The 26,631-nt window shown below is 68.9% G+C and carries 24 protein-coding genes and 1 pseudogene; 14 read left to right on the top strand and 11 right to left on the bottom strand.

All coding sequences use genetic code 11. The features are described 5' to 3' along the window. Window positions 1-7: 7 nt before the first annotated feature. On the bottom strand, window positions 8-1,189 hold the full coding sequence (locus AC4BCK_RS18625) for an ROK family transcriptional regulator (protein WP_490566324.1): 1,182 nt from the start codon (window positions 1,187-1,189) through the stop codon (window positions 8-10). A gap of 127 nt (window positions 1,190-1,316) precedes the next feature. On the opposite strand from AC4BCK_RS18625, the gene AC4BCK_RS18620 reads away from it, so the two are divergent. From AC4BCK_RS18620 to AC4BCK_RS18595, 6 genes are read left to right on the top strand one after another with little or no spacing between them, the layout of a single operon-like run. Then, window positions 1,317-2,648: an ABC transporter substrate-binding protein gene (locus tag AC4BCK_RS18620; RefSeq protein ID WP_174175187.1), complete on the top strand. Its 1,332-nt coding sequence runs from the start codon at window positions 1,317-1,319 to the stop codon at window positions 2,646-2,648. Then, window positions 2,648-3,562, top strand: coding sequence for a carbohydrate ABC transporter permease (locus tag AC4BCK_RS18615; protein ID WP_217432137.1), 915 nt, complete (start codon window positions 2,648-2,650; stop codon window positions 3,560-3,562). Before AC4BCK_RS18620 ends, AC4BCK_RS18615 begins: the two co-directional genes overlap by 1 nt. Then, entirely contained in the window at window positions 3,559-4,443 is an 885-nt protein-coding gene (locus AC4BCK_RS18610; RefSeq protein ID WP_251420304.1) for a carbohydrate ABC transporter permease, read from the top strand. The genes AC4BCK_RS18615 and AC4BCK_RS18610 overlap by 4 nt, the downstream gene beginning before the upstream one ends. Before the next feature lie 23 nt (window positions 4,444-4,466). After that, window positions 4,467-5,555, top strand: a complete 1,089-nt coding sequence (locus tag AC4BCK_RS18605; RefSeq protein WP_490566323.1) for an ABC transporter ATP-binding protein — start codon at window positions 4,467-4,469, stop codon at window positions 5,553-5,555. After that, complete coding sequence (gene ggh / locus AC4BCK_RS18600) at window positions 5,552-6,916, top strand: glucosylglycerate hydrolase (RefSeq protein ID WP_377088176.1); 1,365 nt, start codon at window positions 5,552-5,554, stop codon at window positions 6,914-6,916. The genes AC4BCK_RS18605 and ggh overlap by 4 nt, the downstream gene beginning before the upstream one ends. A gap of 3 nt (window positions 6,917-6,919) precedes the next feature. Next, window positions 6,920-8,263 (top strand): Gfo/Idh/MocA family protein, encoded by a 1,344-nt coding sequence (locus tag AC4BCK_RS18595; protein WP_490566322.1) that lies wholly within the window; start codon window positions 6,920-6,922, stop codon window positions 8,261-8,263. Here the strand turns inward: AC4BCK_RS18595 and AC4BCK_RS18590 are convergent. Next, window positions 8,253-8,861, bottom strand: a complete 609-nt coding sequence (locus tag AC4BCK_RS18590) for a HutD/Ves family protein (protein WP_251420318.1) — start codon at window positions 8,859-8,861, stop codon at window positions 8,253-8,255. The two genes, AC4BCK_RS18595 and AC4BCK_RS18590, sit on opposite strands and share 11 nt — an antisense overlap. A 121-nt stretch (window positions 8,862-8,982) precedes the next feature. Between AC4BCK_RS18590 and AC4BCK_RS18585 the strand changes: the two genes are divergently transcribed. Next, window positions 8,983-9,594 carry a phosphoribosylanthranilate isomerase gene (locus tag AC4BCK_RS18585; RefSeq protein WP_174175177.1) on the top strand — a complete coding sequence of 204 codons (612 nt, stop codon included), beginning with the start codon at window positions 8,983-8,985 and terminating at the stop codon, window positions 9,592-9,594. An 82-nt stretch (window positions 9,595-9,676) separates the two neighbouring features. Further along, window positions 9,677-10,078: a YccF domain-containing protein gene (locus AC4BCK_RS18580; RefSeq protein WP_104186460.1), complete on the top strand. Its 402-nt coding sequence runs from the start codon at window positions 9,677-9,679 to the stop codon at window positions 10,076-10,078. A gap of 50 nt (window positions 10,079-10,128) precedes the next feature. Here AC4BCK_RS18580 and AC4BCK_RS18575 read toward each other — a convergent pair. The 3 genes and pseudogenes from AC4BCK_RS18575 to AC4BCK_RS18565 form a co-directional block, all read right to left on the bottom strand. Then, window positions 10,129-10,516: pseudogene (locus AC4BCK_RS18575) on the bottom strand (VOC family protein). Between the two features lie 84 nt (window positions 10,517-10,600). Further along, on the bottom strand, window positions 10,601-11,410 hold the full coding sequence (locus tag AC4BCK_RS18570; RefSeq protein ID WP_251420322.1) for a 2-phosphosulfolactate phosphatase: 810 nt from the start codon (window positions 11,408-11,410) through the stop codon (window positions 10,601-10,603). Next, on the bottom strand, window positions 11,407-12,276 hold the full coding sequence (locus AC4BCK_RS18565) for a DUF4031 domain-containing protein (RefSeq protein ID WP_174175171.1): 870 nt from the start codon (window positions 12,274-12,276) through the stop codon (window positions 11,407-11,409). The genes AC4BCK_RS18570 and AC4BCK_RS18565 overlap by 4 nt, the downstream gene beginning before the upstream one ends. A 255-nt stretch (window positions 12,277-12,531) precedes the next feature. On the opposite strand from AC4BCK_RS18565, the gene AC4BCK_RS18560 reads away from it, so the two are divergent. The 5 genes from AC4BCK_RS18560 (at window position 12,532) to clpB (ending at window position 18,518) form a co-directional block, all read left to right on the top strand. Beyond that, a complete protein-coding gene (locus AC4BCK_RS18560; RefSeq protein WP_174175169.1) occupies window positions 12,532-12,939 on the top strand; it encodes a TOBE domain-containing protein in 408 nt (135 codons plus the stop codon). 41 nt (window positions 12,940-12,980) lie between these two features. After that, window positions 12,981-13,718 (top strand): molybdate ABC transporter substrate-binding protein, encoded by a 738-nt coding sequence (gene modA / locus AC4BCK_RS18555; protein ID WP_490566932.1) that lies wholly within the window; start codon window positions 12,981-12,983, stop codon window positions 13,716-13,718. Between the two features lie 25 nt (window positions 13,719-13,743). Further along, entirely contained in the window at window positions 13,744-14,625 is an 882-nt protein-coding gene (locus AC4BCK_RS18550; RefSeq protein ID WP_364271395.1) for an ABC transporter permease, read from the top strand. Continuing rightward, a complete protein-coding gene (locus AC4BCK_RS18545) occupies window positions 14,622-15,668 on the top strand; it encodes a sulfate/molybdate ABC transporter ATP-binding protein (protein WP_490566321.1) in 1,047 nt (348 codons plus the stop codon). The genes AC4BCK_RS18550 and AC4BCK_RS18545 overlap by 4 nt, the downstream gene beginning before the upstream one ends. 204 nt (window positions 15,669-15,872) lie before the next feature. After that, on the top strand, window positions 15,873-18,518 hold the full coding sequence (clpB, locus tag AC4BCK_RS18540; protein WP_363957070.1) for an ATP-dependent chaperone ClpB: 2,646 nt from the start codon (window positions 15,873-15,875) through the stop codon (window positions 18,516-18,518). Window positions 18,519-18,564: 46 nt separating this feature from the next. Here the strand turns inward: clpB and AC4BCK_RS18535 are convergent, their stop codons facing one another. Next, the gene (locus tag AC4BCK_RS18535) at window positions 18,565-19,239 is read right to left on the bottom strand and encodes a septum formation family protein (RefSeq protein WP_490566320.1); all 675 of its coding nucleotides are present in this window, start codon (window positions 19,237-19,239) and stop codon (window positions 18,565-18,567) included. A gap of 263 nt (window positions 19,240-19,502) precedes the next feature. On the opposite strand from AC4BCK_RS18535, the gene AC4BCK_RS18530 reads away from it, so the two are divergent. Beyond that, window positions 19,503-19,736, top strand: coding sequence for a DUF3073 domain-containing protein (locus tag AC4BCK_RS18530; protein WP_050053419.1), 234 nt, complete (start codon window positions 19,503-19,505; stop codon window positions 19,734-19,736). A gap of 209 nt (window positions 19,737-19,945) precedes the next feature. Here the strand turns inward: AC4BCK_RS18530 and AC4BCK_RS18525 are convergent, their stop codons facing one another. From AC4BCK_RS18525 to AC4BCK_RS18505, 5 genes are all read right to left on the bottom strand, one after another. Beyond that, window positions 19,946-21,757, bottom strand: a complete 1,812-nt coding sequence (locus AC4BCK_RS18525; RefSeq protein ID WP_490566319.1) for an ABC transporter permease subunit — start codon at window positions 21,755-21,757, stop codon at window positions 19,946-19,948. A 20-nt stretch (window positions 21,758-21,777) separates the two neighbouring features. Continuing rightward, window positions 21,778-23,328: an ABC transporter substrate-binding protein gene (locus AC4BCK_RS18520; RefSeq protein ID WP_490566318.1), complete on the bottom strand. Its 1,551-nt coding sequence runs from the start codon at window positions 23,326-23,328 to the stop codon at window positions 21,778-21,780. An 80-nt stretch (window positions 23,329-23,408) separates the two neighbouring features. After that, window positions 23,409-24,656: an MFS transporter gene (locus AC4BCK_RS18515; protein ID WP_490566317.1), complete on the bottom strand. Its 1,248-nt coding sequence runs from the start codon at window positions 24,654-24,656 to the stop codon at window positions 23,409-23,411. Continuing rightward, window positions 24,653-25,510 (bottom strand): ABC transporter ATP-binding protein, encoded by an 858-nt coding sequence (locus tag AC4BCK_RS18510; RefSeq protein ID WP_490566316.1) that lies wholly within the window; start codon window positions 25,508-25,510, stop codon window positions 24,653-24,655. Before AC4BCK_RS18510 ends, AC4BCK_RS18515 begins: the two co-directional genes overlap by 4 nt. Next, window positions 25,507-26,262, bottom strand: coding sequence for an ATP-binding cassette domain-containing protein (locus AC4BCK_RS18505; protein ID WP_363957091.1), 756 nt, complete (start codon window positions 26,260-26,262; stop codon window positions 25,507-25,509). The genes AC4BCK_RS18510 and AC4BCK_RS18505 overlap by 4 nt, the downstream gene beginning before the upstream one ends. Window positions 26,263-26,631 lie beyond the last annotated feature (369 nt).

Here is a 26,631-nt window from a genome sequence, read left to right as displayed (position 1 = left end):
ACTTTGCTCAGCCGGCCCGCTGCGCCAGCAGCTGTTCCACCCGCTCCGGCGCGTAAAGGCTCTCCTCCACGAGCTTGCACAGTCCCACAGCCGTGGCCGTCCGGCTGTCCGCGGAGACAACCTCAAGGTCCACCAGGGACGGTTCAAAGGCGTCGTCGAGGATCTGCTGCCGGCAGGCCGCCAGGAAATCCGGAAGCACGCCCACGAGTCCGCCCACTGCGATCCGGCCGGGATTCAGCGTCCCCACCGTCGCTGCGAGCGCACGCCCCAGTACCCGCCCGGCTTCCGTGACGGCGGAACGCACGGCGGGATCGCTGCCGCACGCATCAACGAGCCGGCGCAGGGTGCCGTAGCCGGCGAGCTCCGGTGCCGAGAGCAGCGCGCGTCCTGACGCCGCCGCCGCGAGGCAGCCGTCCCGCCCGCAGCGGCAGCGGCGGCCCGCGGCCTCGGGAATCCGCACGTGCCCGATGTCCCCGGCGGCACCGTGGGCGCCGCGGACCAGGGCTCCCCGCACAATGATGCCGGAGCCGACGCCGGTGCTCACCTTCACTGCCACGAGGGACTCGAGCGGCTCCCGGACCTCGCCGACCGCCATCGAACGGGCGTCATTTTCCAGCAGGACCGGGCAGTCGAGCCTCGCCTCCATAACGTCCTGCAGGCGCTGCAGGTCCCAGTGGGCGAGGACGGTGCGTTCCAGGCCAAGCCGGTGGAGGGGGTCCACCGGGGCCGGCAGCCCCACTCCTGCTCCCACCGGCTGCCGCCCGCCGAGGAGCCGCAGGGACTCCTCGATGACAGCGCCGGCCACGCCTTCCTGAGGCTGGCTGATCTGGATTGGCAGCCGGGCGGAGGCCACGATGTCCCGGCCCAGGGACAGGAGGTGGATGCTGGCGTGGGTGTGCCCGATCTCGATCGCGAGGACCAGCTTGTTGCGGTTTTCGAAGCGGAGGGCCCGGGGCGGCCTGCCGCGCTGGGAGCGCAGCGGCGTGGATTCATAGACCAGGCCCGCAGCGAAAAGGGCGTCCAGCCGCTCATAAAGGGTGGACCGGGCCATGCCGGTAATGTCCAGCAGGTCCGCCCGGCTGTATCCGGCGGTGCTTGACCGCAGGAGCTGGAGGACGTGGCCGGCGCTGGTGGCAGGACCCGCGGGAGGCTGGCCTGAGCCCCCGACGAGCGTCCTCTGCTGGGTCATCCTGCCCGCTTCCTTTGCGTAGGTGGCCTGCCCGCGCCGCGGCCTGGCCATTGACGTGATCTAGATCACACAATTATGATCGATCACCAGACAAAAATACTATCTGCCCTCGCAGCAGGAGGTTCCAATGTCGGATCTTGCCCACCGTGACCTCAGCCGGCGGACCATGCTGAAGGGAGGGTTGATGGCCCTGGCCACCGGCCCCCTGCTGGCAGCCTGCGGCGTGAACACCAGCGGGAGCGGAGGGGAAGGGTCGGTCAACTTCCTTTCCACCCAGTTCTCCCCCGTGGAGGAGAGGCAGAAATATGAAGCCACGCTGAAAAAGTTCGCCGGCGATATCCAGGTGGCCTACAACCCCGTGGACACCGGCATCTTCAACACCACCCTGAAGTCCCAGCTTGCCGCAGGGAAGGTTGAAATAGGCATTGCAGCGGGCCTGCACAGCGACCTCATCCCCTTCGCGTCCCAGTTCGAGGACCTCAGCTCCCTGACCAGCGACCTTTCGTCTGCCGGCTATTCCGATGACCTGCTGGAGCTGGCAAAGCTCGGAACGGATTCTCCCCGGTACATCCCCTGGATCCAGGCGACGTATGTGGTGGCGGTCAACAAGAAGGCGCTGGAGTGGCTGCCGTCTGGCGCCGACGTCAACAACCTCACCTACGAGAACTTCCTGGCGTGGGCCCAGGCAGCCAAGGCGGCGAACGGGGGGCGCCCTGTGTTCGGCATTCCCGCCGGGCCGAAGGGCCTTCACCACCGCTTCTACCAGGGCTTCCTGCTCCCAAGCTTCACCGGCGGGCAGATCACCACGTTCCGCAACGCCGATGCCGTCACCGCCTGGACGTACATGCGCGACCTGTGGGCCAACATGAATCCGGCCTCCGCCAATTACGACTTCATGCAGGAGCCGCTGGGCAACGGGGAAGTCCTGGTGGCGTGGGACCACGTGGCACGCCTCATCAACGCGGTCCAGGACAAGCCCGACGACTGGCTGATGGTGCCCGCCCCGTCCGGTCCGAAGGGCAAGGGCTACCTGCTCGTCGTCGGCGGCATGGCCGTCCCCCAGGGTTCGCCGGAAAAGGACAAGGCCTTCGAGCTGATCAAGGCATTGTCGAAGCCGGAGGCGCAAATCGAGACGCTGAAGTCCAATGCTTTCTTCCCGGTGGTGGAGGCGGATATTGGAAGCGACCTCCCGGGCGGTATCGCCCTCGAGGCCAAGGCCGTCAAGGCGCAGCAGGAAGCTCCGGACGCCATCCTTGCGCTCCCGCCGGTGGGCCTGGGCGACAAGGACCCGCAGGTCTCGCAGCTGTTCAAGAACTGCTTCCAGGAGATCTGCCTGAACAACGCAGACGTCAAGGCGACGCTGGACCGCCAAGGGGCGGAGCTGGCCAGCATCATGGACACGCTGAATGTTCCCTGCTGGGCCCCGGATCCCGACGCTGACCAGTGCAGGGTTGCGTGATGGCTTCCCCGGACGCACCCGCTGCCGTAAGGCCCCGGCCCCGGCCCGCAAGGCCGCGCGGCCGGCCGCCGCGGAGGAGCGGAACCTCGGCGGCAATGCTGCTGATTGCCCCGTCCATCGTTTTCATGACCCTGCTGTTCGGCTGGCCCATGGTCAGCGGCATCCTCCAGGCGTTTGGCGGCCCGGAAGGACTGACGACGGCGAATTTCACCCGGATGGCGCAGGACCCCTACTTCTGGTCTTCAGTGGGCAACACCCTGCTGCTGATCGTGGTGATGATTCCGATCCAGTTCGTCCTGGCGCTGGCCATGGCCCTGCTGATCCGGGCCAAACCGCGCGGGTCCTCGGTGTACTTCTATATCTGGGCCATCCCCCTGGCGGTCAGCGACCTTGCCGCCGGCCTGGTGTGGCTGACGGTCTTCACGGACCGCGGGTACCTGAACTCCGTGCTTGCCTCCGTGGGCCTTGAGCCGGTCTCGTGGCTCGCCTACGACAACTACGCCTCCATGTTCATGGCCGTGCTGATCGCGGAAGTCTGGCGGGCAACGTCACTGGTGTTCGTGATCGTCGTTGCCGGTCTGCAGTCCATTCCCAAGGACTATGAGGAGGCGGCCGGCGTCTTCGGGGCCGGCTTCTGGGACCGGCTGTGGCACGTGACCCTGCCGCTGCTGCGTCCCAGCCTCCAGACCGCGCTGATCCTGCGGACCATCCTGGCCTTCCAGACCTTCGCGGTGGCACTGGCCCTCACCGGGCAGAACTTCCCGCTGGTGGTCGGCGAGACCTACCGCTGGTACACCGGGCTCCAGGACGCCAACGTGGCGTCCGCCCTGGCCCTGGTGGTGATGGCTGTGTCCATGGTCACCGCCGTCGGATACCTCAAGCTCCTGAAAGACCAGTCGGAGGCCCCGCGATGAGCCACGCCACCACCAACAAGGCAACGGCCCCGGCAGACCGCCCGGTGCCGGAGGTGGACCGCAGGCCGCTGGCTAGGCGGCGCCGGAACCGGATCCTGCTCCAGGTGGGCTGCATCCTCATCACGCTTTTCATGGCGCTGCCGATCTACCTGATCGCCCTGTCCGCCACCTCCAGCAGGGCGGCCCTGCAGGAGTTCCCGCTGAGCTTCATCCCGAACAATTTCTCCCTTGAGACCATGCAGACGTTCCTGCAGTCCACGGGCATCCTGGGCGGCCTCATCAACTCCGTCCAGGTGGGCATCTTCACGCTCCTGCTGTCCCTGATCATCGGCGTCCCGGCCGGTTACGCGGTGGCGCGTTTCGCCTTTCCCGGCAGGGACCCGTACCAGCTTTTCCTGCTCTTCACCCGGGCCCTGCCCATCGTGGTGCTTTCCGTGCCGCTGGCCCAGCTCTTCCTCCAGACAGGGCTGTATGACAGCGTCCTGGCCGTCGTCCTGCTCCACACAGCACTGGCACTGCCCACCACCATCCTGATCACCTCCTCGGTGTTCCTGGGTGTGCCGCGCGACGTCGAGGAAGCCGCCCGCATCTTCGGCTGCAGCCCGGTGCAGGCCTTCCTCAAGGTGGTCATGCCCATGGCCATCCCGGGCATCGCGGCGGCCTCGATCTTCACCTTCGTGATGTCCTGGAACGAGGTGCTGGGAGCGTCGATCCTTACCCTGAACCAGCGCACCCTGCCGGCCCAGGTCCTCAGTTCCCTCGCCGAGTCACCGCTGGCCTACCGGTTCGCCGGCGGCTTCCTGCTGGTGATCCCGGCACTGATCTTCATCTTCTTCATGCGCCGCTACCTCACCAACATGTGGGGCTCCACCATCCGCTGAGTGCGTTCCAGAGAGGCTGTTCCATGGCTGACATCTCGATCAAGGGTCTCAAGAAGACCTACCCGGGCAGCACCGAGCTGGCCACCAACAACGTTTCCCTTGATGTTGCCGAGGGCGAGTTCATGGTGCTCCTGGGGCCTTCGGGCTGCGGAAAGACCACCCTGCTGCGCATGGTGGCGGGACTGGACTTCCCGGACGAGGGAAGCATCTCCATTGGCGGCAGGGACGTGACTTACCTGCCGCCGCAGGACCGGAACCTGTCCATGGTGTTCCAGTCCTACGCCGTCTTCCCGCACCGGAAGGTCCGCACCAACATCGGGTTCGGCCTGGTCATGAAGAAGGTTCCCCGGGACGAACTGGAGAAGAAGGTCGCGTGGGCGGCGGACCTGCTCCAGCTGACCCCCTACCTTGACCGGTATCCCGCCCAGCTGTCGGGCGGGCAGCGGCAGCGCGTCGCCGTCGCACGCGCCATCGTCATGGACGCCGACGTCCTGCTCATGGACGAGCCCCTGTCCAACCTCGATGCGCTCCTGCGCCTCGACTTCCGGGCGGAGCTGAAAAAGATCGTCCAGCAGCTGGGCTCCACCACCCTTTACGTCACCCATGACCAGGTGGAGGCCATGAGCCTCTCGGACCGGGTCGCCGTGATGAAGAAGGGGCAGATCGCCCAGCTGGGTTACCCCATCACGGTCTATGAGGAACCCGCAGACCGGTTCGTGGGAGGGTTCATCGGTTCACCGCCCATGAACTTCCTGGAGGGCCGCGTCACCCAGCAGGGCGCCCTGGAAGTCGCCGGCCAAAGCACCGCGGCCCCCGAATTCCTGGCCCGCTCCGCAGCCCGGTCCGGCGGCCTTCCCGTGATGGTCGGAATCCGGGCGGAGAACATCTATCTCGAGGACCGCGGCACGCCGGGAACCCTGGACGCCACCGTGGAAGTGGTGGAACCGCTGGGACACGCCACGCTGCTGACCATGGACCTGGGCGGGCAGACCATCAAAGTGCAGGTGGCCTCCACCGTGCGGGTCTCCTCGGGGGAAAAGGTGGGGCTGCGCTTCGACCAGGCTGCAATCCGGTTCTTCGACACGGAAACCCAGCTTGGATTGACGGCATGAGCCAGGCGCCGGAAGGGAACAGCGGAGACAGCTATCCAATCCGCACCCTTGAGGAACTGGGGAGCCGGGCAAGGGACGTCCTGGCAGCCAACGACATCGGCACCATGGTCACGGCGGCGCCGAACCTCTACCCGCACATGTGGAGCTGGGATGCCGCCTTCGTGGCCACCGGCCTCTCCACCGTGAGCGTGGCCCGCGCCCTGCAGGAGCTGGACTACCTCGTGGCCGCGCAGTGGAAGAGCGGGATGATCCCGCACATCGTCTTCTCCGACGTCCCCGGCTACTTCCCCGACGTGGACCGTTGGGGGACCCGCGGCGTGGCGCCGGAGGGCGTGCAGTCCAGCGGGATCTGCCAGCCGCCGGTCCACGCCACCATGCTGCGCCGCATCGTGGAGCGCGCGACGGCGGCCGGCGGCGAGGACGCCATGCTCGCGGAGGAATTCACCCGGCGGACCCTGCCGCACTGGATCGACTGGCACGCCTGGCTCCGGAGCGCCCGCGGCGGGGACGGCTCGGGCCTGCTCACCATCTACCACGGCTGGGAGTCCGGGATGGACAACTCACCGCGCTTCGACGGCCCGTACTCCAGGGTCCAGCCCGGCGACATGGAGCCGTTTGTCCGCACGGACACGCTCAAGGTCACCGACCACAGCCAGCGACCCAGCGACGAGGAGTACAGCCGCTACCTGTGGCTGGTGCAGCAGATGGCCGCCGTGGGGTTCGACGACGCCCGGCTGCCGGCGGTGATGTCCTTCCAGGTCAAGGATGTCTTCATGTCGGCTATCTTTGCCGCGGCCAGCGAGGACCTTGCCGTGCTGGCTGAACAGTTCGGCCTGCCCGAGGAAGCGCCCCAGCTGCGGCAGTGGGCCAGGGAATTCCGCGACGGCGTCGACGCGACCGTGGATGAGGAGACCGGACTGGCGCGGGACAGGGATGTGCTGACAGGCGAATGGATCGGACCGCCCACCATCGCCGGGTTCGCACCCCTGGTTTCCACCGCGGACCAGGCCCTCCTCGACAGGCAACTGGAGATCTTCGAGGGGCCGGACTGGACCGGAGACCCTCGCCTGGCCTTCCCGCTCCCGGCCTCCACGTCCACCACGTACGAAGGATTGAAGCCCCGGCAGTACTGGCGGGGACCGGTGTGGCCGGTGATGAACTGGTACCTGGCCCACTGCCTGCGCAGGCGCGGCGACCAGAAGCGCTACCACCAACTGCGCGAGGCCTCCCTCGCCCAGCTCATGGAGGGCCACTTCGGTGAGTACTACGAACCCTTCACCGGTGAACCGCTGGGCAGCATGGACCAGTCGTGGACAGCGGCCGTGGCACTGGAATGGCTTGCCGATCCCGGGAACGGCTGACCCGTGGGCGCCCTGCCGCAGGGGCTCCCCGTAAACGACGGCGACAGCGCGGCCGGCAGGCACGCAGGCACGGTGCGCCTCCTCATCGCCGGCGCCGGAGCCAGGGGCGCCGCGTACGCCCGCCTCGCCGCCGCCACCGGCCGGGCCACCGTGGTGGGCCTTGCCGAGCCGCGCGCCGAGCTGCGCGGCCCCCTGGCGAAGGAACTCGGTGTCCCGGACAACGGGGTTTTCGACAACTGGCAGGCGATGCTGGCCGGCCGCCTGCCCGCCGACGGCATCATCATCGCCACACCGGACCGTGAACATGCGGGCCCCTTCGCAGCAGCCGCAGCCCACGGCTACCAGATCCTCCTGGAAAAACCCGTCGCCGCCGACCCCGCAGGCTGCGCCGAACTTGACCGCCTCAGCCGTGAAACCGGCACCAGGGCAACGGTCTGCCACGTGCTGCGCTACACCCCGCTGACGGCACTGCTCAAGCAACTCCTGGCCGGCGGGGCAGTTGGCCTCATTATCTCCGTCCAGCACCTGGAGCCCGTTGGTTTCTGGCACTTCGCGCATTCCTACGTCCGCGGGAACTGGCGCCGCGAGGAGAACTCAAGTCCGTTCCTGCTGGCCAAGTGCACGCACGACGTCGACTGGCTCTCCTTCATCATCGGCAGCAGGCCCCTGCGGGTATCCTCCTTCGGGCAGCTGGCCCACTTCCGTCCCGAGGGGGCGCCGGAAGGCGCAACCCGGCGCTGCACCGACTGCCCGGCTGAACCAAGCTGCCCCTACTCCGCACTGAAGATCTACGGCGCCGGGCGGCCATCGAACGGCGGCAGGCCGGACCCGGCACGGGCGTACTTCGCCGACGTCGTGGATCCGGGTGGCACCCCCGAATCACTGCTGCACGCCCTGGCCACGGGCCCCTACGGCCGCTGCGTCTATTTCTCGGACAACGACGTCGTGGACCACCAGGTGGTGAACATCGAATACGAGGACGGCACAACCGCCGCGTTCACCGCCACGGCCTTCACCGCCGCGGGCCCCCGGCGGACCCGCATCTTCGGCAGCCACGGAGAGATCACCATCGAAGCCGGAGCCATCTCCGTCTACGACTTCCTGACCGGATCAACAACTGTCCACCCCGTGCCCGCCGCCGTGCCGCAGGTCCGGGGCGAAAAGCACGAAGGCGGCGACCGCGGCCTCATCTCCGCCTGGGTTGCGGCGCTCGCCGGCGGGGACTGGTCAGGAGTGGTGTCCGGACTGGACGAGTCCCTGGTCAGCCACGCCGCCGTCTTCGCCGCCGAGGAAGCGCGCCGGAACCATGCCGTAGTGGACGTCGGGCGCTTCAGCCTCAGCCAGTAATTTCATCGATGGACACAACGGCCAGGAAGCCGCGGCCCAGGACCTCCGGGGAACCGCTGTCCGAGCCCACCACGGCGTCGTAGCGGTCAAGGGCCACCGGCCCCAGCGCCCCGGACCCGGCAGAGGCAGCGCCAGGGGCGGCAGGGGAAGAGGCAGTCGCCTGGCCCTGCAGCAGGACGCCCAGCTGGCCGGCGAAAAGGGGATGGGCCCGTTTCTTCGAGAGCTCAATGATGGACGTAAAGCCCTTGTACTTCCCGGCCCGGGTGATGACGTTGAGGTTGCGGACGTCCCCCGTGGGGAGGGCGCAGGTGGTCTCGGCCCCGCCGGGGAACCGGAACGCGCGGTACTTTTCGAGGGGATGTTCAGCGCCATCCACGGTAAGCAGCAGGAGCTCGCCTTCAACCACGGTGAGCACCCGCTCCATTCCGGGAAACGGCGAGAACTCCCCGGCCTTGCCCACCTCGGCGATGCTGACCCGCCAGTCCCACCCGCCGTCGTGTCCGGAGTCGACGCCGGAATGGCCCGCGATCTGGCGTGTTACCCCACCGCCGTTGCGCCACGGTTCAGGTTTAAGGTCGGCAAAGCGGATGATCTCCATCTGTTCAGCCTAGTTGCCCGCCCGGCGGCGGTGTGCAGGCGGCAGGGTGTCGGCAGCTCCCATCCTTCCCTGCTACTCTCCTCCGGGGGGACAACACGAAAACAGCCTGAAGGAGCCGGGAATGTTCGTCAAAGTGTGTGGTCTCAGCACGCCGGAATCTGTTCGCGAAGCGGTGGCCGCGGGAGCGGATGCGGTGGGTTTCGTCCTCACCGCCAGCCCCCGCGTGGTCTCGCCCTCGCAGGCATCGGCCCTGCTGGCCGAGGTCCCGGAACGGGTTTTGCCGATCGGCGTATTCCGCGACGAGCCCGTTGTTGACGCCGTGGCCATTGCCCGCGCCGCCGGGCTGGAATGGATCCAGCTGCACGGCACGCGCACCCGCGAGGACGTTGCCACCGTGCACGACGCCGGGATGAAGCTGGTCAGGGCCGTCACCCTGAGTGCCACGCCCGAGGAACTGGAGGACTGGGGCGAGGACCTGCTCCTGATCGACGCCGCCGTTCCCGGTTCTGGCGAGGCCTGGGACTACGGTTCGGTGGCCGGCCTCCCTGCCCTGCAGGGACGCAGCTGGCTGCTGGCCGGCGGCCTGGACCCGGAGAACGTGGGGAAGGCTTCAGCTGCCGCCCACGCCTGGGGCGTGGACGTTTCCTCCGGTGTTGAGGCATCCCGCGGTGTCAAGGACCTGGCCAAGGTCCGCGCCTTCGTGCATGCGGCGAAAGCCGAGTCCACGGTCTAGGCGATGCGGCGGGAGCCGGTTCAGGGGCGCCTCAGGGAAGTCCCTGAGCTGTGTGCCGGCGGACGCAGGGGACAATGGATGAATGAAGACACTGCTCAACATCATCTGGCTGGTTTTTGGCGGGTTCTGGCTCGCGCTCGGATATTTCGCTGCCGGTGTCATCTGCTGCCTGCTGGTCATCACCATCCCGTGGGGCATCGCCTCGTTCCGGATCGCCGCCTATACCCTCTGGCCCTTCGGCCGGACCGTGGTGGACAAGCCCGGCGGCACCGGCGTCTTCCCGCTGCTGGGGAACGTGATCTGGCTCCTGGTGGCAGGCGTCTGGATAGCGATCGGGCACGTGGTCACCGCTTTTGCCATGGCGGTCACCATCATCGGCATCCCGCTGGCCATCGCCAACCTGAAGCTCATCCCGGTGTCCCTGATGCCGCTGGGCAAGCAGATCGTGCCCACCAGCCAGCCGTTCGTCTCCACCTACCGGTAGACGGACACGCGTCGGCCTGCCCGTAGACGGGCACGCGTCGGGCAACCAGCTCAGCCGGCAGCCTCGTCCGGCCGCAGGGCGCGCAGCACGCAGAACTCGTTGCCGTCCGGATCAGCCATCACCACCCAGGTAACGTCCGGGCCCTGGCCCACGTCCACGCGCCTGGCGCCCAGGCCTTCCAGCCGTGCCACTTCCGCGTCCCGGTCCTCGGGCCGGAGGTCCAGGTGCAGCCGGTTCTTGGGACTCCTTGCGCTCGGGCACCCTAAGGAACAGCAGGTCCGGGACCACGCCGGCCTCCGGGCTGCCCGCCGGTGGTTCGAGCACGATTTCATCGTCTGCCTCGTAGGTCCGACGCCAGCCCAGGGCCCGTTCCCAGAAGCCGGCAGGTACCTGCGGGTTGGTGGAATCGATGCAGAGGGCCTGGATGCGCACAGTCATCCGAGCAGTGTTGCACCCGGGCGCGGCAGCCGTAAAGGTTCAGCCGGAGAAGCCCCGCACCACCGGTCCCGGCGGACGGCACCGTCAGCGCGGACTGAACACCCCGTTGACCAGGAGGGCCACGGCGTCGCTGTCGTCCAGTTCGGCGGCGATATCGACGTCGGCCCCGTAGCCACCGCCGGCCAGCTCGCGGCCGCTGGAACAGCCGTGGAGCATCTCGCGGAGGCGCGGCTCGGCGGCTTCAAAGGCGGCCATGGCCGCTACAGCCTCCGGCGAGTAGCCGTGCCGGCCGTCCTCCGGCTCGTACCCGCCCTTGCCCGCGGCCACCAGGCCGGCAATGAACGCGCCCGCGCCGATCTGGTCCTCCACGGCTGGCCGGAGTCCCCCGCCGGGCCAGCGCTCGCCGGCGGCAATCACTGCGATGACGGCATCCGCGGGGAGGTTGGCGGCCACCCACTCGGCGGTGGCGGCAGCGTTGCGGAGGCTCACGGCGGCCACTAAGGGGACTTCGCGGGCCAGTTCGTGGCAGAGCGCGGAGCCGTTGGGCGACGGCAGGACCACCCGGTCCAGGGATGCCGCGGCCCGGAAGCTTGCGGGGGAGAGGCTGAGTCCGCCTCCGTCGCGGGGACCTGCCAGGTGCGCGCCGTGGCGTGCGGCGAAGTCCTCAGCGCCGGTGTCCTTCCACGGAAAGGGGAAAACTTCCGCTCCGCGGTCCAGGGCGATGCTGACGCAGGTGCTGAAGGACAGGACGTCCACCACCACGGCAAGGTCCGCGCCGGACGCTACTGTCCTGGCGCCGTCGAGCCCCCACTCCATCCGGACTGCGGAGGGCAGCTGCCGGTGCGCCGCGCTTGCCGTCATGGTGTGGCGGGGGTTGGAGGTGGATGCGTTCACGCCAGTTCGCCTTTCAAGTTGCGGTGCGCGGCGTCCAGCCACAGCTCCCGTGCCCTGCCGCTGTGGAACAGCGGGTCCAGTTCCAGCAGGCGGCGCACGACGGCGGTGCGCCCGGCGGCGAAGTCAGCGTCGCCAATGTGCGCGTAATCCTGGCGGACGGCCGCAACGTACCGCGCGTACTCCCCAGGTTCCCCGCCAAGGACGGAGAGGTCGGCGTCGCAGAGGAGGGCGCCGTCGTCGTCCCCTTGGTCCGGGCGGTGGTCCGAGGTCAGCCGGACCAGCCGTCCCACCTCGCACACCTCAGCCTCCGGAAGGCCTGCCGCCTGCAGGCGGTCTTCGGCGAGGCGGGCGGACTCCTCCTCGTCCTGGCCGGCCACCCCGCGGTAGACGGCGTCGTGGAACCAGGCCGCCAGCAGGACCGTGCGTGGTGGGTCGGCGGGATCGGTGAGCAGGTCGAGGGACTCGAGGACGGACAGCAGGTGGGTGCAGCCGTGGTACCGGCGGTGCGGCTCGCTCCACCGGTCCAGGAGGTCCAGGAAGAGGGCGTCGTGGCCGGGCATCACGGCGTTCCAGCGGTTCAGCAGCGGAACCTTCAACGACTTGTTGCGCCGGCGAGCGGGGATGCGGAGTCCGCTGGCGATCAGCGTGCGGACCAGGATCCGGGCTTCGACCGGAACGGCACCGGCAGCCACCAGGTCATCGAAGCGGCGCTCCGGGACGTCGTAATGGTCGCCGTCGAACGCCCGCTCGGGGATGCCCGCCGCGGCTGCGAACAAGTGCAGCTCCTCCAGTGACTCATCCGAAACGAGGTGGGAGAAGTGGGTTCCGTGCGCAGGCCACAGCGGCGGGTCGATGAAGATGGCCATGGGGGAAGTCTAATTGGGCCCGAACCCGCGGAGGGGGTGCGCTCCCGCCCGGTTACGTGGTGGCGGCGGCCGGTTTCCGCCCCGACCCGCCGTCAGCTCCGGCGTGTCCGGGCAGGCAACCGGGCAGGAGCGCACGCCGGGCCGGAACCAGGCAGACTCCGGGCGCCCACCGGAGTGGCGTCCGCCGCCCAAGCCGCGCCGGAAATGCGGCAGCAGGACGCGCTTTCATCCGTATCTGCGGATTAGACTGACGGCATGAACATTATCCGTGTGGCCGAGGCAGCCCGGTTCCTCGGCGTCAGTGACGATACCGTCCGGCGCTGGACGGAGAACGGGAGCCTCACCCCGGTGAAGGACGACGCCGGCCGGCTGGCAGTCGACGGGCTGGAGCTGGCCCTGCATGCGCAGAAGCTCGCGCAGCTTCCGGACGATCCCCACCGCACGGGGAGCTCGGCCCGCAACCGGTTCGTGGGCCTGGTCACCAACATCACCGCGGACAAGGTCATGGCGCAGGTGGAACTGCAGTGCGGGCCGTTCCGTGTGGTGTCGCTGATGAGCAGCGAAGCCGTCCGGGAGCTGGGGCTGGAACCCGGCTCCGTGGCCACCGCAGTGGTCAAAGCCACCACGGTGATCATCGAAACGCCCCGGGGCAAGGCGCTGTGACGGGGAGTCGGAAGCTGACGGCGCTGCTGCTGGCGGTTCTGATGACCGCCACGCTGGCCGCGTGCACCGGCAAGGGTGAAGCAGGCGCCGGCAGTGGCAGCAGCACACTGACCGTGTTCGCCGCAGCATCCCTCAAAAGCAGCTTCACCGAACTCGCCGAACGCTTCGAAGCGGAAAACCCCGGCACCACCGTCACCCTCAGCTTCGCGGGATCAGCTGACCTGGCCACCCAGCTCAGCCAGGGAGCGCCCGCGGACGTGTTCGCGTCCGCGGACTCCGGCACCATGGCCAAGGTGCAGGAGGCCGGCCTGGTGGACGGCGGACCGCGAAACTTTGCCTCCAACACCCTGGCCATCGCAGTCCCGCCAGGAAACCCGGCAGGCATCCGCTCCTTCGCGGACCTGGCCAAAACCGGTATCAAACTCGTGGCCTGTGCCCCGCAAGTGCCCTGCGGGGCGGCTGCCGCCAGGGTGGCGGACAGTACCGGTACCGTGCTCAGCCCGGTCAGCGAAGAAAACTCCGTGACGGACGTCCTGGGCAAAGTCATCTCCGGTGAAGCGGACGCAGGGCTCGTGTACGTCACGGACGTCCGGTCAGCCGGCGCCCGGGTGAAGGGCATCCCCTTCCCGGAGGCGGCCGCCGCAGTGAACCCGTACCCTGCCGCCGTGCTGGCCGGCAGCCGCAATAAAACCGCAGCCGGCAGGTTCCTGGACCTTCTGGCCGGCCCCGAAGGCCAGGAGGTCCTGGCGGCGGCCGGCTTTGGACCGGGTCCGGCGTGATGCGCATCCACAGGGCTGGCGCCAGGTGACCGGCGGGCACGCGGGCCGCCAGGCGTACACCGGCGTTCCCCGCTGGCTGTATGGGCTCGCAGTCCTGGCCGCCCTGGTGGTGGTCCTTCCGCTCGTTGCGATGGTGGCGCGGGTCAACTGGGCCAACTTCATCCCGCTGGTCACGTCCGCGCCGGCCCTGGCGGCGCTGGGACTGAGCCTGCGCACGGCTGCGGCCAGCACCGCCCTCTGCATCGTGCTTGGGGTGCCTCTTGCGGTGGTCCTGGCCCGGGGCAGGTTTCCGCTGCTGGGGCTCCTGCGCTCGCTGGTGCTGCTGCCCCTGGTCCTGCCGCCGGTGGTGGGCGGCATCGCCCTCCTGTACACGTTTGGCCGGCAGGGGCTCCTGGGCGGGGCGATTGAGGTGCTGGGGCTGCAAATCGCATTTTCCACTACCGCCGTGGTGCTGGCCCAGACTTTTGTGGCCCTGCCGTTCCTGGTGGTGAGCCTCGAAGGCGCCCTCCGGACCGGCGGCCAGAGGTATGAGGCTGTGGCCGCGACGCTGGGGGCGACACCTGGAACCGTCTTCCGGCGCGTCACGCTCCCGCTGGTCTTGCCGGGCCTGGCGTCCGGGGCGGTCCTTTCCTTCGCCCGGAGCCTTGGGGAGTTCGGCGCCACGCTTACGTTCGCCGGCAGCCTGCAGGGGGTAACCCGGACGCTGCCGCTCGAAATCTACCTGCAGCGCGAAACCGACCCGGACGCCGCCGTCGCGCTTTCCCTGGTGCTGGTGGCCGTGGCCGTCGCGGTGGTGGCCCTTGCCTACCGGCGCCCGGGCAGCAGGGGCCCGGATGGGAAAGCCGGGAAGCAGGCTTCGGCGGAACGGCCGACGACGGCTGCCGGGGCGGGCGGTGCCCTCACGTGACGTTCTCGTTCCAGGCAGCATTGGCGGAGCGCGGTTTCGACGTTGCCATGTCGCTGGGCCCCACGGAAACTGTGGCCGTGATGGGTCCCAACGGCGCCGGCAAGTCCACCCTGCTCTCGGTCATCGCCGGGCTTGTGCGGCCGGACGGGGGACGGGCCGAGCTGAACGGCCGGATCCTGTTCCACCTGGAGGAAGGACAGAAGCGGTGGACCGCCCCCCACCACCGCGGGACGGCGCTGCTGGCCCAGGAGCCGCTGCTCTTTCCTCATCTCACTGCGGCTGACAACGTGGCATTCGGGCCGCGGAGCGCGGGGACTCCGAGGCGCCAGGCAATGCAGCAGGCGGTGCGCTGGCTGGACGATGTTGAAGCCGGGGACCTTGCGGCCCGCCGTCCTGCCGAACTGTCCGGCGGGCAGGCGCAGCGTGTGGCCGTGGCCCGGGCTCTCGCCGCGGATCCAGGACTCCTCCTCCTGGACGAACCGATGGCGGCCCTGGACATCCATTCCGCCCCGCTGCTCCGGCGCCTGCTCAAGCGCGTCCTCGCGGACCGGCCAGCCCTCATCATCACGCATGACGTCCTGGACGCACTGATGCTCGCCGACAGGGTGGTCATCCTGGAGAACGGCCGGATTGCGGAGGAAGGCCCCACCCGGGAGGTCCTGCACAAGCCGCGCAGCGCGTTCGCCGCCGGGCTGGCGGGACTCAACTTTGTGGTGGGAACCTCCGCCGGTGACGGCATCCTGGCCGCCCGCGGGCATATTGCCGGCCACAGCGAGGACCCCGTCCCCGCCGGCCGTCCCGCGGTGGCCGTGTTCCCGCCGTCGGCCGTTTCTGTATTCCTCACCGACGCGCACGGCAGCCCCCGGAACTCCTTCGCGGTGGCCATTACGGACCTGGAACCTCATGGGGACCAGATCCGCGTGCGGGGCGGCGGGCTGGCGGCTGACATCACCCCGGCCGCCTTGGCGGACCTCGGGCTGGTCCCGGGGATGACGGTGCACCTTGTGGTCAAGGCCGCAGCAGTGTCCGTCTACCCGCTGTAGGGCTGTCAGCTGCGGGGATGTCCTGCAGCGGGACTGTCCGCTGCGGGGCGAAGCACCCGCCCGCTGAAATAGGGTCTGTCGCCCCTGTCGCCGGCCGCGTAGAGCTGTTTCGCTGTAGGCAAACACTTGTCAGGAACGGCAACAAACCAAAGTTGAGCGTAGTAGACTCAAGTTAATAAAAACTGCCCCCGGAAGGAGTTCTCTTTGGACGTCAAATTCACCACCAAGAGCCAGGAGGCTCTCTCGGCTGCGGCCATGAACGCCTCCACGGCCGGAAATCCCCAGGTTGAGCCGGCCCACCTGCTCAAGGCGCTCATGGACCAGCGCGAAGGCGTCGCCGTGGCGCTGCTCCGCGCCACGGGTGCGGACCCGGACTCCGTCAGTGTCCAGGCGAGCAGCGCCATCAAGGCGCTCCCTGCCACCTCCGGCGGATCCAGCCAGCAGGCGCAGCTCTCCCGCCCCGCGCTGCAGGCCATCCAGAACGCCAAGGAGGAAGCGGACCGGCTCGGCGATACCTTCGTCTCCACCGAGGTCCTCCTCCTGGGACTCTCGGCCGGCAACGACGCCGCGGCGCGCCTGCTGCGCGACGCCGGTGCCTCCCACGAAGCGCTGCTCGCCGCCCTGCCGGGTGTCCGCGGCGACGGGAAGGTCACCAGCCCGGATCCGGAGAACACCTTCCAGTCCTTGGAAAAGTTCGGCACGGACCTGACCGCCATGGCCCGCTCCGGCAAGCTTGATCCCGTGATCGGCCGGGACGCCGAAATCCGCAGGATCGTCCAGGTCCTGAGCCGCCGCACCAAGAACAACCCCGTGATCATCGGTGAGCCCGGCGTCGGCAAGACCGCCGTGGTGGAGGGCCTGGCCCAGCGCATCGTCGCCGGGGACGTGCCGGAAAGCCTGCGCGGCAAGACCCTCATCGCCCTGGACCTGGCGTCCATGGTGGCGGGCGCCAAGTACCGCGGCGAGTTCGAGGAGCGGCTCAAGGCCGTCCTGGAGGAAATCAAGAACTCCGAGGGCCAGATCGTCACGTTCATTGACGAGATCCACACCGTGGTGGGCGCCGGCGCCACCGGCGACTCATCCATGGATGCCGGCAACATGCTCAAGCCCATGCTGGCCCGCGGCGAACTGCGGCTGATCGGTGCCACCACCCTGGACGAGTACCGGGAGAACATCGAAAAGGACCCGGCGCTGGAGCGCAGGTTCCAGCAGGTGTACGTGGGCGAGCCGAGCGTGGAGGACACCATCGGCATCCTCCGCGGCCTGAAGGAGCGCTACGAGGCGCACCACAAGGTGACCATCGCGGATGCCGCGCTGGTGGCTGCCGCCACGCTCTCCAACCGCTACATTTCGGGCCGGCAGCTGCCGGACAAGGCGATCGACCTGGTGGACGAGGCCGCGTCAAGGCTCCGCATGGAGATCGACTCGGCGCCCGAGGAAATTGACCAGCTGCAGCGGCTGGTGGACCGGCTCACCATGGAGGAGCTGGCCCTCCAGGACGAAAAGGACGCCGCCTCCGTTGAGCGGCTGGCCGCACTCCGGGCGGACAAGGCGGACAAGGAAGAGGAGCTGAACGCCCTCAAGGCGCGCTGGGAAGCCGAAAAAGCCGGCCTCAACCGGGTGGGCGACCTCAAGGCAAAGCTGGATGAACTGCGGAGCGCCTACGAGAAGGCCGCCCGCGAAGGTGACCTGGAAACGGCCTCCCGCATCCTCTACGGCGAGATTCCCGCCCTTGAACGCGAGCTGAACGCTGCCGCGGAAGCCGAGGCCGCCGTCGTGGACAAATCCACGCAGATGGTTGCCGAGCAGGTGACCGCCGACGACATCGCCGAGGTCATCTCCGCCTGGACCGGCATCCCGGCCGGGCGCATGCTGCAGGGCGAGAGCCAGAAGCTGCTCCACATGGAGGAGGAACTGGGCAAGCGGCTGATCGGCCAGACGAAGGCCGTTACTGCGGTGTCCGACGCCGTCCGGCGCGCGCGGGCCGGCATCAGCGACCCCAACCGCCCCACCGGTTCGTTCCTCTTCCTGGGGCCAACGGGCGTCGGAAAGACGGAGCTGGCCAAGGCGCTGGCGGACTTCCTGTTCGACGACGAACGCGCCATGGTGCGCATCGACATGTCCGAGTACGGGGAGAAGCACTCCGTGGCCCGGCTGGTGGGTGCGCCTCCGGGGTACGTGGGCTACGAGGAAGGCGGCCAGCTCACCGAAGCCGTCCGCCGCCGCCCGTACTCGGTTGTGCTGCTGGACGAGGTGGAGAAAGCCCACCCCGAGGTCTTCGACATCCTCCTGCAGGTGCTCGACGACGGCCGGCTCACCGACGGGCAGGGCCGCACCGTGGACTTCCGCAACGTCATCCTCGTGCTGACCTCCAACCTGGGCAGCCAGTTCCTGGTGGACCAGACCCTGGATCCGGACGCCAAGCGGAACGCCGTGATGGCCACCGTCAACGCATCCTTCAAGCCTGAGTTCCTGAACCGGCTGGATGAGGTGGTGCTGTTCGATGCCCTCACCGTTGAAGAGCTGGCGCACATCGTGGAACTGCACGTGGACGAGCTGGGCCGCCGGCTCCACGACCGCCGCCTGACGCTCGAGGTAACCGAAGGCGCGCGGGCCTGGCTGGCCCTGTCCGGGTTCGATCCCGCCTACGGTGCCCGGCCCCTGCGCCGGCTGGTGCAGCGCGAGATCGGCGACCGCCTGGCGAAAGCCATCCTGGCCGGCGATATCAGCGACGGCGACACAGTGGTGGTGGACACGGCCGCGGACGTGGGAGAACTCACTGCGGCCGGGACCGACCTCCCGGCGGCGGAGGGCCGCAGCAGCGGACTCTCGGTCCGCCGGAAGGACTAGGGGCGTCCGGAAAACAACAGGCGGGTGCTGTCCTGGCGGGTGGCCGCTAGGGCAGCACGCTTGCGTTGATCACGTTCCCGCCGGTGGCCGTCACGTAGCAGTCCACCCTGCGGTCACCGGATTCCCAGCTGGTGGTGCTCGGGAAGCTGCGCTCGTAGTTGAGGTCGTAGTCGTTGGCGGCCGGGCCAAGCCTGGCGGCCTGGCATGCTTCCAGCGCCTTGGCCTTCAATGCCTCGGCACCAGGATAGGAGTCACCCTCCGGATACCGGAACAACGCCACGAGCTGGGCCGAGTGCCCGGTATCGCACGCCACCACGGTGGACTCCAGTGCCTCGGGATCGAAATCCTTGAAGCAGTCGCCCAGCGCGAAGTCGGCGGGCGCCACCCCCTCGCGGGGCAGTGGCAGCGCCGTGGCGGGAGGCGCCACCGTGGTTTCCAGCACCCCCTCAGCACCACTTCCGGAAGCGCCCGGCTCCTGGTTTGAGTTCAGCCACAGGGCAAGCCACACCAGGGAACCGACGACCGCCAGCAGCACAACAACGAAGACTGCAATCCACAGCGTCCGCCCGTTGACCTTCCCGGAAGGCGCCGCCGTTGGGTCCTCCGGTTGCATACGGGGGTGCAGGACCGGTTCGGCTGCTGGTGCAGGCACGCGCGGCAGGCCCGCTGTGGGCGGCGAGGCCGGCTTGGGCGGGACGTCCTGGTGGTTCACGTGGTGCATCCTCCTGGTGCTCTGCGCAGCGGCGGGCCGGCCCGCTGCCCGGATATCAACAGATGTTTTAGCGACTCTACCGAAGAAAAAAGCGGGAAACCCGCGGTTTGGCGCCCTGATGGTAACCCAGACCACCTCAGGGCGCCGCGCGTGGCAAGCGGGGGCAGTCGAAAGCATGTAATCTAGGTGTACGACAAATTGACCAAACATTCCGGGGCCTCACCTACGCCAAGGTGACCACCTCCGGTCCAAGTACAAAAGGGGGTCACGCCATGGGGCGCGGCCGTCAAAAGGCAAAAGCTACCAAGCAGGCTCGGGATATCAAGTACTACTCCCCGAACACTGACTATTCGGCACTTCAGCGTGAGCTGACGGGTCCGGGCAGTCGTGCCACGAGCCATTATGCGAATGAGCCAGTCGAACCTGACTATTCGGCTTATGTGGATAAGTACGCGGATGATTTGGAAGAAGACGACGACGAGGTAGACACCCGTCGGATCGGCTAGTTGTCGCAAGGTGCTGCTGCCGTAAAGGCGCAGCCCTGGTGACGCCGCAGCACCAGTGGACCCAGTACATGGATCCTGGTCTTTGGACCAGTGCAGCGCTTCTTTTCGGCCCCCGGTCCAGCTGGACCGCAGGGGCTGACTTCAGTTATTAGGCCCGCTGCCCGCACCGGAAACGGCGCAGGCAGCGGGCTTTCTGCTGCCCCGGGGGCCTACCGCGCCCCTGGCGCCCCCACGTGCTCTGGCGCCCCCACGTGCTCCGGCGCCCGCACCGGATCTGTCCCGGGCAGTGTGACGCCTCCCGCAGTGTTCCCGGTGGACACCCTGGCCCCGTGTCCGGCTCCAGCCAGCCCCACCGCCACCACTGACGCCAGGACCAGCGCGGACGCGGGTGCCAGCACCGCCCAGGGCGCACGTTCGACGTAGCCAATGCCCTCGGCCAGGATGAGTCCCCACTCCGGCGTGGGCTGCTGCGGGCCTAGTCCCAGGAAACCGAGGCCCGCCAGCGCAAGGGCAATCCCCGGCAGCCGGAGCATCGCGTGGCGCAGCAGCGGCCATGCCACCGCCGGGAGGACGTACCGGAACATGATCCGCGCCCTGCCCACTCCCAGCACCGGAAGGATCTGCACGTAGGGCTGGGCGCGCGCCTCCTGGGCCAGGGCCGCTGTGTGTGCGGCCAGGGGTGCCCAGCTGACGGCAGCTACCGCCACGGCAGCGCCGTGCGCCGAGGGGCCCGTGAGCGCCGCCACCACCAGGCCGGCAAGGATGGGCGGCGCCGCGTTGGCCACCTCCACAGGCCCGGCCGCCGCCAGTGGAAAGAGCCCCACGGCGATTCCCACGGCCAGGCAGGCCAGCACCACCACCAGCGCCATACCCAGCGTCCCCACGGCGCCGTGCCCCACGCGGGCCAGCAGGTCGCGTCCACTGGCATCGGCACCGAACGGAAGCGGCCAGCCGGGGGCCGCAAGCCTGGCATGGTCCGAGGTGAAGGGATCGCGCAGCAGCCCGGCCACAACAATCAGGAGCAGGGTGACGCCGGCCGCCGCAGGCAGGGCCAGTTGGCGGCGGTTCCCCGGCCGCGGAGGTTCCGCGAGCGGAAGCGTGCCGAAGCGGACCGCAGGCCCGATCAGCAGGTACCGCGCCGCCGTCGTCAGCGTTCCCACCAGCAGGGCGAGGCCCATGAGCGCCAGCATGCCCGCCTGGAGCGTGGGGATGTCCTGCGCGCTGGCGGCTCCGAGCAGCGCCCGGCCGAGCCCCGGGATGGCGTAGACCTTTTCCACAGCTACTGCACCGCCAGTCAGTCCAATCAGGACCAGCCCGATTTGCGGCAGCACTGCCGGCATTGCTCGGCGGAGCACCGCGGCGGTCAGCCGGACAGGCCCGGCCCCGGACATCCGCCAGGTGGCCACCCACTGTTCGGCGAACCCAGCACGGATGGCGTCTGAGGCCAGGAGCCCGATCAGCCCGCCTGCAGGAATGCCCAGCGACAGTGCCGGAAGCACCGCGTACTCCGGCCCCTTCCATCCGAAGGGCGGGAACCACCGGAGCCAGATGGCACCGGCCACCAGCAGCATGGCGGCCAGCAGGAACTCCGGCAGGGAGGTGAGGGCTGCGGACAGGGCTCCCGACGCCGGCCTCCTCCTTTGCCGCAGCCCGTCCATGACCGCGGGTGTGCAGAGGAGCAGGGCGATGATGGCGGCCGCGGCAAGGGCAAAGGCCATCAGGGTCACGGAGACACTGAGGGCGGACGCGATGCCGGGCGCCACCGGCGTGTTGCTGATCCAGGACGTGCCCAGGTCTCCGGCGAACACGCCGCGGATCCAGGACAGGAAATGGGGGAGTGGCCCCTGCTCCAGTCCGAGTTCCGCCCGGACCGCGGCCAGCGCCTCGGGAGTTGGCTCCCGGTCCGAGTACCGTGCCCGGAGGATCGTGTACTCGGCGCCGCGGCCCGAGAGCCACGGCATCATGCCGATCAGCACCACCAGGGCCACCAGGGCGAGGACCCGTGAGACGGTGACTTTCACAAAAGCCGTTCCGCCGGGCATCAGCCTGCAGTGCCTGTGCTGGCGGCAAGTCGGGTCCTGCTGGTCACCAGCGCGCGTTCGCGCGGGTCACGCTCCACTCCGCCCACGCGGGTGGATTCGCCCTGGATGACGCGTTCGTGGAGGAGGGGGACGGCGGCGTCGCGGGAGAGGATGAGGCTTTCGGCCGCGGAAATGGCGGCCCTTCGCTCGGGTCCGGCAGGAATACCCGCGGCCTTGGCCAGGGCGGCGTCCACCGCGGGGTCGCAGAACTGGGAGATGTTGAAGGAGCCGGCACAGGAGAAGTCGCTGTAGAGGTAGGCCACCGGGTCACCTGAGTCCAGCACCGTGGCGCGGGAGAGGATGAAGGCATCGAACTTACCGGCCAGGGCGTCCGCCTCGATGTGCTGGTACTCCCGCACGTCCTGTTCCACCACGAAGCCTGCAGCCTCCAGCTGCTGCTCCAGCTGGACGGCCACCTCCGGCAGTTCGGCGCGGTCGGTGAAGGTTCCGAGCCGGATGGGCGTTCCCGCGACGGCGGCTGCCGCCGCCCGGGTGGCCAGGGCGGCCGCGTACTCCCCGCTGTTCCGCTGCTCCGCGGCCCAGGGAAGGGCGGGGCCCAGCAGCCCGGAGGCTTGGTCCGCCCGGCCTTCGTAGACCCTGTCCACGATGGTGCCGGCGTCGACGGCGGCCCGGGCGGCGGCGCGGACAGCGGGATCGGCGAACGGGCCCGAGGCGGTGTTGAGGTACAGCGTGTTGGTCCGGGGCATGGGCACCTCGTGCACCAGCGCCGGATCGATCTGGGCCACCTGGCCCACGGGGATGGCCTCGACGATGTCCGCATCGCCGGTCCGGAGTGCGGCAGCCCGGGCTGTTCCGTCCGGGACGAACTGGACATCCACGCCCTCCGCCTCCGCCTGCGGGCCCCAGTATCCGTCGAACCGGTCCAGCCTGGCCGAGGATGTGCCGTCGACTGAAACCAGGCGGTAGGGACCCGTTCCGGCATTGACCGGGCTGACAACGCCGCCTTCCCCGTACGCCGAGGCCGCGAGAATGGCCAGCTGGGGGCTGGACAGCCGCTGGGGCAGGAGGGGGTCGGGCGTCGCCGTGGTGATGGTGACGGAGTTGGCGTCCCCGGCCTGGGCAGTCAGCTCAACGCCATCCAGGATCCTGGGCTTGGGGCTGGCCTGCGCCGCGGCGGTCAGCGAAGCCACCACTTCTGCCGCGGTCATCGCTGTTCCGTCATGGAACCCGACACCCTCCCGCAAGGTAAAGCTCCAGGAGGCCGGACCGGCCTGCTGCCACTCGGTGGCCAGCGCAGGCTGTGCCTCGCCGAGTTCGTCCAGCTCCACCAGCGTTTCGGCTGTTTTCCAGCGGGACAGCTTGAACGCGTCGTCGCTCAGCGGGGATAAACCGGACCGCGGCGGCTGGAGCATGGCCAGCTTGATCCGGCCTGAATCGGTGCCGGGTCCGGCTGCCTGGTCGGTTCCGGCCGCGAAACAGCCGGTCAGGCCAGTGGCCAGGAGCAGCACTGACAGGCCGGTGAGTGCCGGGCGGAGGCGGGGTCTGGACATGGGGGAGTACCTTTTCCTTCGGTTGGGTTGTTTGAATGCTGTGGTGCCGGGTGTGGGCGCCCGCGCCAGCTGCCGGCAGGTTACGTTTTGGTGGGCAGGAGCCGGGGAAGTCCGACGGCGGGAATCACCGTGAGTGCCGCCAGCAGCGCCCAGGGCCAGGCGGCGCCAGGTCCCGGCTGGGCGGCTCCTGCGTACAGCGGTCCCAGGACGATGTTGCCAAGCAGCACGGCGCAGCCGCCCATGCTCGCGAGGAGGCCGTAGTAGATTCCGGTCCGGCGGCCGTTGGCAAAGTCCAGGACCAGCGGCATGGCCACCGGGCCGATGCACATGTGGCCGAGGCACAGTCCCACCACAAGCAGCAGCGGCGGCAGGATCTGCATGGTGCCGGTGGCCGGAACCTGGGCCAGGACGGCCCTGGTGCCGAAGGCGAGGCCCTTGAGGATGAATCCCGCAGTGAGGGCCCGTCCTGCGCCTATCTTGGCTGTCAGCCGGGAAATCGGCCACTGCAGCGCAACGGTCAGCAGGGACGCGACGGCGAACAGGCCTGCCAGCACCTCCGGGCCTGCATCGGTCCTGGCCAGCTCGACGGGAAGGCCGAAATACAGCTGGTTGTAGGCGAGGAGGTTCACGCTGTACAGGGCGGCAAATGCCACGAATCGCCTGTCCCGCAGCATGGCGGCTGTCCGCAGCGCGATGCCGCGCTTCTGCGTGGCCGGTGCCGGTCGTGGGTCTTCCGCAGGCAGGCTGTGCCACAGCACCGCGGCCATCACGGTGAAGACCACTGCCCCGGCCAGCGCCGCCCAGGTGAAGGAAACGCCCAGCAGCAGGGCGCCCAGCAGGGGACCTGCCACGGCTCCGATTTCCCCGCAGATGGCAAGCAGCGCAAAAAGCGCCGGTGCCTTCCCGCTGGTGCTCCGCCGTCGTTCTTCCGCCGTCCCCACCAGTGATTCCAACGCCGGAGAGAAGAGGGCGCCGCCCATGCCCGTGAGCACCGCGCCCAGGAGGAACAGCGGAAAGCTGCCGGCCATGGCCAGCGTGAGGTAGCCCGAAACCCGGACCAGGCAGCCCGCCAGCATTGCCCGCCGTGCTCCCCAACGGTCCGTGATCATGCCGCCCACCAGGAAGAGCCCCTGCTGGCTGAAGACGCGCGCGCCCAGGACGATGCCCACAGCCGTTGCCGCCAGGCCAAAGTCGCGGGTCATGACCAGGGCCAGGAAAGGCACCACGGCGTAGAAGCCGATGTTGAAGACCAGCTGGCTGGCCAGGAGCAAACCTGAAGCGGGACGCAGCGCTGTGGCCGTCCGCCCCGTGGTCTCAAGCGTCGTCACGCGGCACCGGCCGGGATGGCTGGCGGAAAGTGCAAGGCCGCTGATGCCTGCACCAGCGCGGCCGCCTCGGGGCTGCCCGGTCTATCCAGTACACGCTGTGTAGGTCCGTGCTCCACAATCCGGCCGTGCGCCATGACGGCGGTGGTGCCGCACACCCGGGCAGCGGTGCCCAGGTCGTGGGTGACCAGGAGCAGGCCCAGTCCCTCCTGGCGCACCAGGGTGCCGAGCAGTGACAGGACGGTGTCCCGCAGGGGAAGATCCAGGCCACTGACGGGCTCGTCGGCCAGCAGGTAGGCCGGCTGCACTGCCAGTGCCCGTGCGATGGCCACCCGCTGGTTCTGGCCGCCGGACAGTTCGCCCGGCCGGCGCTCCAGCAGCCCGGCAGGCACCTCGACGCGTTCCAGCGCCTCACCCACCAGCGCCCTGTGGTTGCCCGCCACGCGGAGTTGGCGCAAGGGCTCCCTCAGCAGCTGGGAAACGGTCATGCGCGGGTCCAGGCTTCCTGCCGGGTTTTGCGGGATGTACTGCACCGCCCGCCGGTACCAGCGGAGGGACCGCGCGGGCCCGGGCTTCACCTCGCGGGCGCCCAGGGCCACCGTTCCTGCGGAGGGTTGTGCCAGCGCCAGCAGGATGCGCACCAGGGTGGATTTGCCGGAACCCGAGCTTCCCATCAGGGCGGTGCTGCTGCCGGGTGCCAGGTGGAGGCTGACGCTTTTGAGGGTGCCGTCGTGGCGGGTGCCGTGCACCCCGCAACTGCCGACGCGGGGTGCCGGATAGGCAAAGGAGACGCCGTCTGCGGCGAGTGCTCCTGTCACGCCGCCGCTGTTGCTCACGCCACCGCCGCCGTTGCTCACGCTGCAGCCACCAGCGGTTTCACGGACCCTGAGGCAGCCTGCACCAGGCGCACGGTGTAGGGGTGGCAGGGATTGCGCAGCAGGTCCGCCATGGGAGCCTGCTCCACGATGCGCCCGGCCTCCATCACCAGGGCGCGTGTGCAGATGGAGGCGGCCGCTGCCAGGTCATGGGTGATGAACAGGAGGCTGCGGCCCTCAGTGCTCCACATCCGGAGGGTCTCCAGGACGGTGTTTTGCGTGACGGCGTCCAGGGCCGTGGTGGGCTCATCCGCTACCAGGACGGGGGCGCCGCAGGCCAGGGCAAGGGCGATGCAGACGCGCTGCAGTTGCCCGCCGGACAATTGGCCCGTGTAGCGCGGCAGGAAGAGAGAGGGGTCCCCGATGCCCGCCCGCTCCAGCAGCCGGGCGGCTTCGGCCTTTGCTGCTGCCCGGCTGTATCCGGCGGAGCGCAGGGGGATGGCCAGCTGCCTGCCGACCGGAACCAGGGGGTTGAGGGCCGTTGCCGGGTCCTGGCGGATCAGCACGGCCCGGCCCTTGCCGGGGCCTGCCCCGAAGGTAATGGTTCCCCCGGCTGTTATCCCTTCGGGAAGCGAACCGGCCAGGGCGGAGGCCGTCAGCGATTTGCCCGATCCTGAGGCGCCCAGCAGCGCAACGCGCTCCCCAGCCGCCACGGAGAAGGTCAGGGGGTGCACCAGCTGCCGGCCGCCGCTCGAGAGGGCGAGGTCTTTCACGGACAGGGCGGCTGCAGGCATGGCGACGTCGTTTCATGTGAGGACTGAGTAGTGATCGACTCACATGCTATCAATAATCATTCGCATTAAGATGCAACGAAATAATGAAGCCATCCACCTCCGGCATGAGTGCGCAAAAGAGCCCCGGCCGGTGGCCGGGGCTCTTCGCGTGGAGCTCTATACGAGGGTGCTGGGTGGGGTGTGCTGCCGCTTGTCCCTCAAGTGGCTCCGCCTACCTGTTGTTTTCGATGCGGACCGGGCCGGTCGCGGTGTCGCAGACGGTTTCCTCGGAGCCGGTGGCATCAACTGCTTCGCCGAGAACCGCGATTGAACCGATGTCTGCACAAGCGCATCGAGTGCTCCGTGTCGGGCGTTCTGAAGGGTCAAAAC

The organism is Pseudarthrobacter sp. As-47 (assembly GCF_058215595.1).
This window is presented reverse-complemented; position numbering and strand designations above follow the sequence as displayed.

Excerpts from the sequence above, each read along its gene's own strand:
- AC4BCK_RS18625 (WP_490566324.1), bottom strand. The coding sequence starts at position 1,189 with ATGACCCAGCAGAGGACGCTCGTCGGGGGCTCAGGCCAGCCTCCCGCG.
- AC4BCK_RS18620 (WP_174175187.1), top strand. The coding sequence starts at position 1,317 with ATGTCGGATCTTGCCCACCGTGACCTCAGCCGGCGGACCATGCTGAAG.
- AC4BCK_RS18615 (WP_217432137.1), top strand. The coding sequence starts at position 2,648 with ATGGCTTCCCCGGACGCACCCGCTGCCGTAAGGCCCCGGCCCCGGCCC.
- AC4BCK_RS18610 (WP_251420304.1), top strand. The coding sequence starts at position 3,559 with ATGAGCCACGCCACCACCAACAAGGCAACGGCCCCGGCAGACCGCCCG.
- AC4BCK_RS18605 (WP_490566323.1), top strand. The coding sequence starts at position 4,467 with ATGGCTGACATCTCGATCAAGGGTCTCAAGAAGACCTACCCGGGCAGC.
- ggh (WP_377088176.1), top strand. The coding sequence starts at position 5,552 with ATGAGCCAGGCGCCGGAAGGGAACAGCGGAGACAGCTATCCAATCCGC.
- AC4BCK_RS18590 (WP_251420318.1), bottom strand. The coding sequence starts at position 8,861 with ATGGAGATCATCCGCTTTGCCGACCTTAAACCTGAACCGTGGCGCAAC.
- AC4BCK_RS18585 (WP_174175177.1), top strand. The coding sequence starts at position 8,983 with ATGTTCGTCAAAGTGTGTGGTCTCAGCACGCCGGAATCTGTTCGCGAA.
- AC4BCK_RS18580 (WP_104186460.1), top strand. The coding sequence starts at position 9,677 with ATGAAGACACTGCTCAACATCATCTGGCTGGTTTTTGGCGGGTTCTGG.
- AC4BCK_RS18565 (WP_174175171.1), bottom strand. The coding sequence starts at position 12,276 with ATGGCCATCTTCATCGACCCGCCGCTGTGGCCTGCGCACGGAACCCAC.
- AC4BCK_RS18560 (WP_174175169.1), top strand. The coding sequence starts at position 12,532 with ATGAACATTATCCGTGTGGCCGAGGCAGCCCGGTTCCTCGGCGTCAGT.
- modA (WP_490566932.1), top strand. The coding sequence starts at position 12,981 with ATGACCGCCACGCTGGCCGCGTGCACCGGCAAGGGTGAAGCAGGCGCC.
- AC4BCK_RS18535 (WP_490566320.1), bottom strand. The coding sequence starts at position 19,239 with ATGCACCACGTGAACCACCAGGACGTCCCGCCCAAGCCGGCCTCGCCG.
- AC4BCK_RS18530 (WP_050053419.1), top strand. The coding sequence starts at position 19,503 with ATGGGGCGCGGCCGTCAAAAGGCAAAAGCTACCAAGCAGGCTCGGGAT.
- AC4BCK_RS18520 (WP_490566318.1), bottom strand. The coding sequence starts at position 23,328 with ATGTCCAGACCCCGCCTCCGCCCGGCACTCACCGGCCTGTCAGTGCTG.
- AC4BCK_RS18505 (WP_363957091.1), bottom strand. The coding sequence starts at position 26,262 with ATGCCTGCAGCCGCCCTGTCCGTGAAAGACCTCGCCCTCTCGAGCGGC.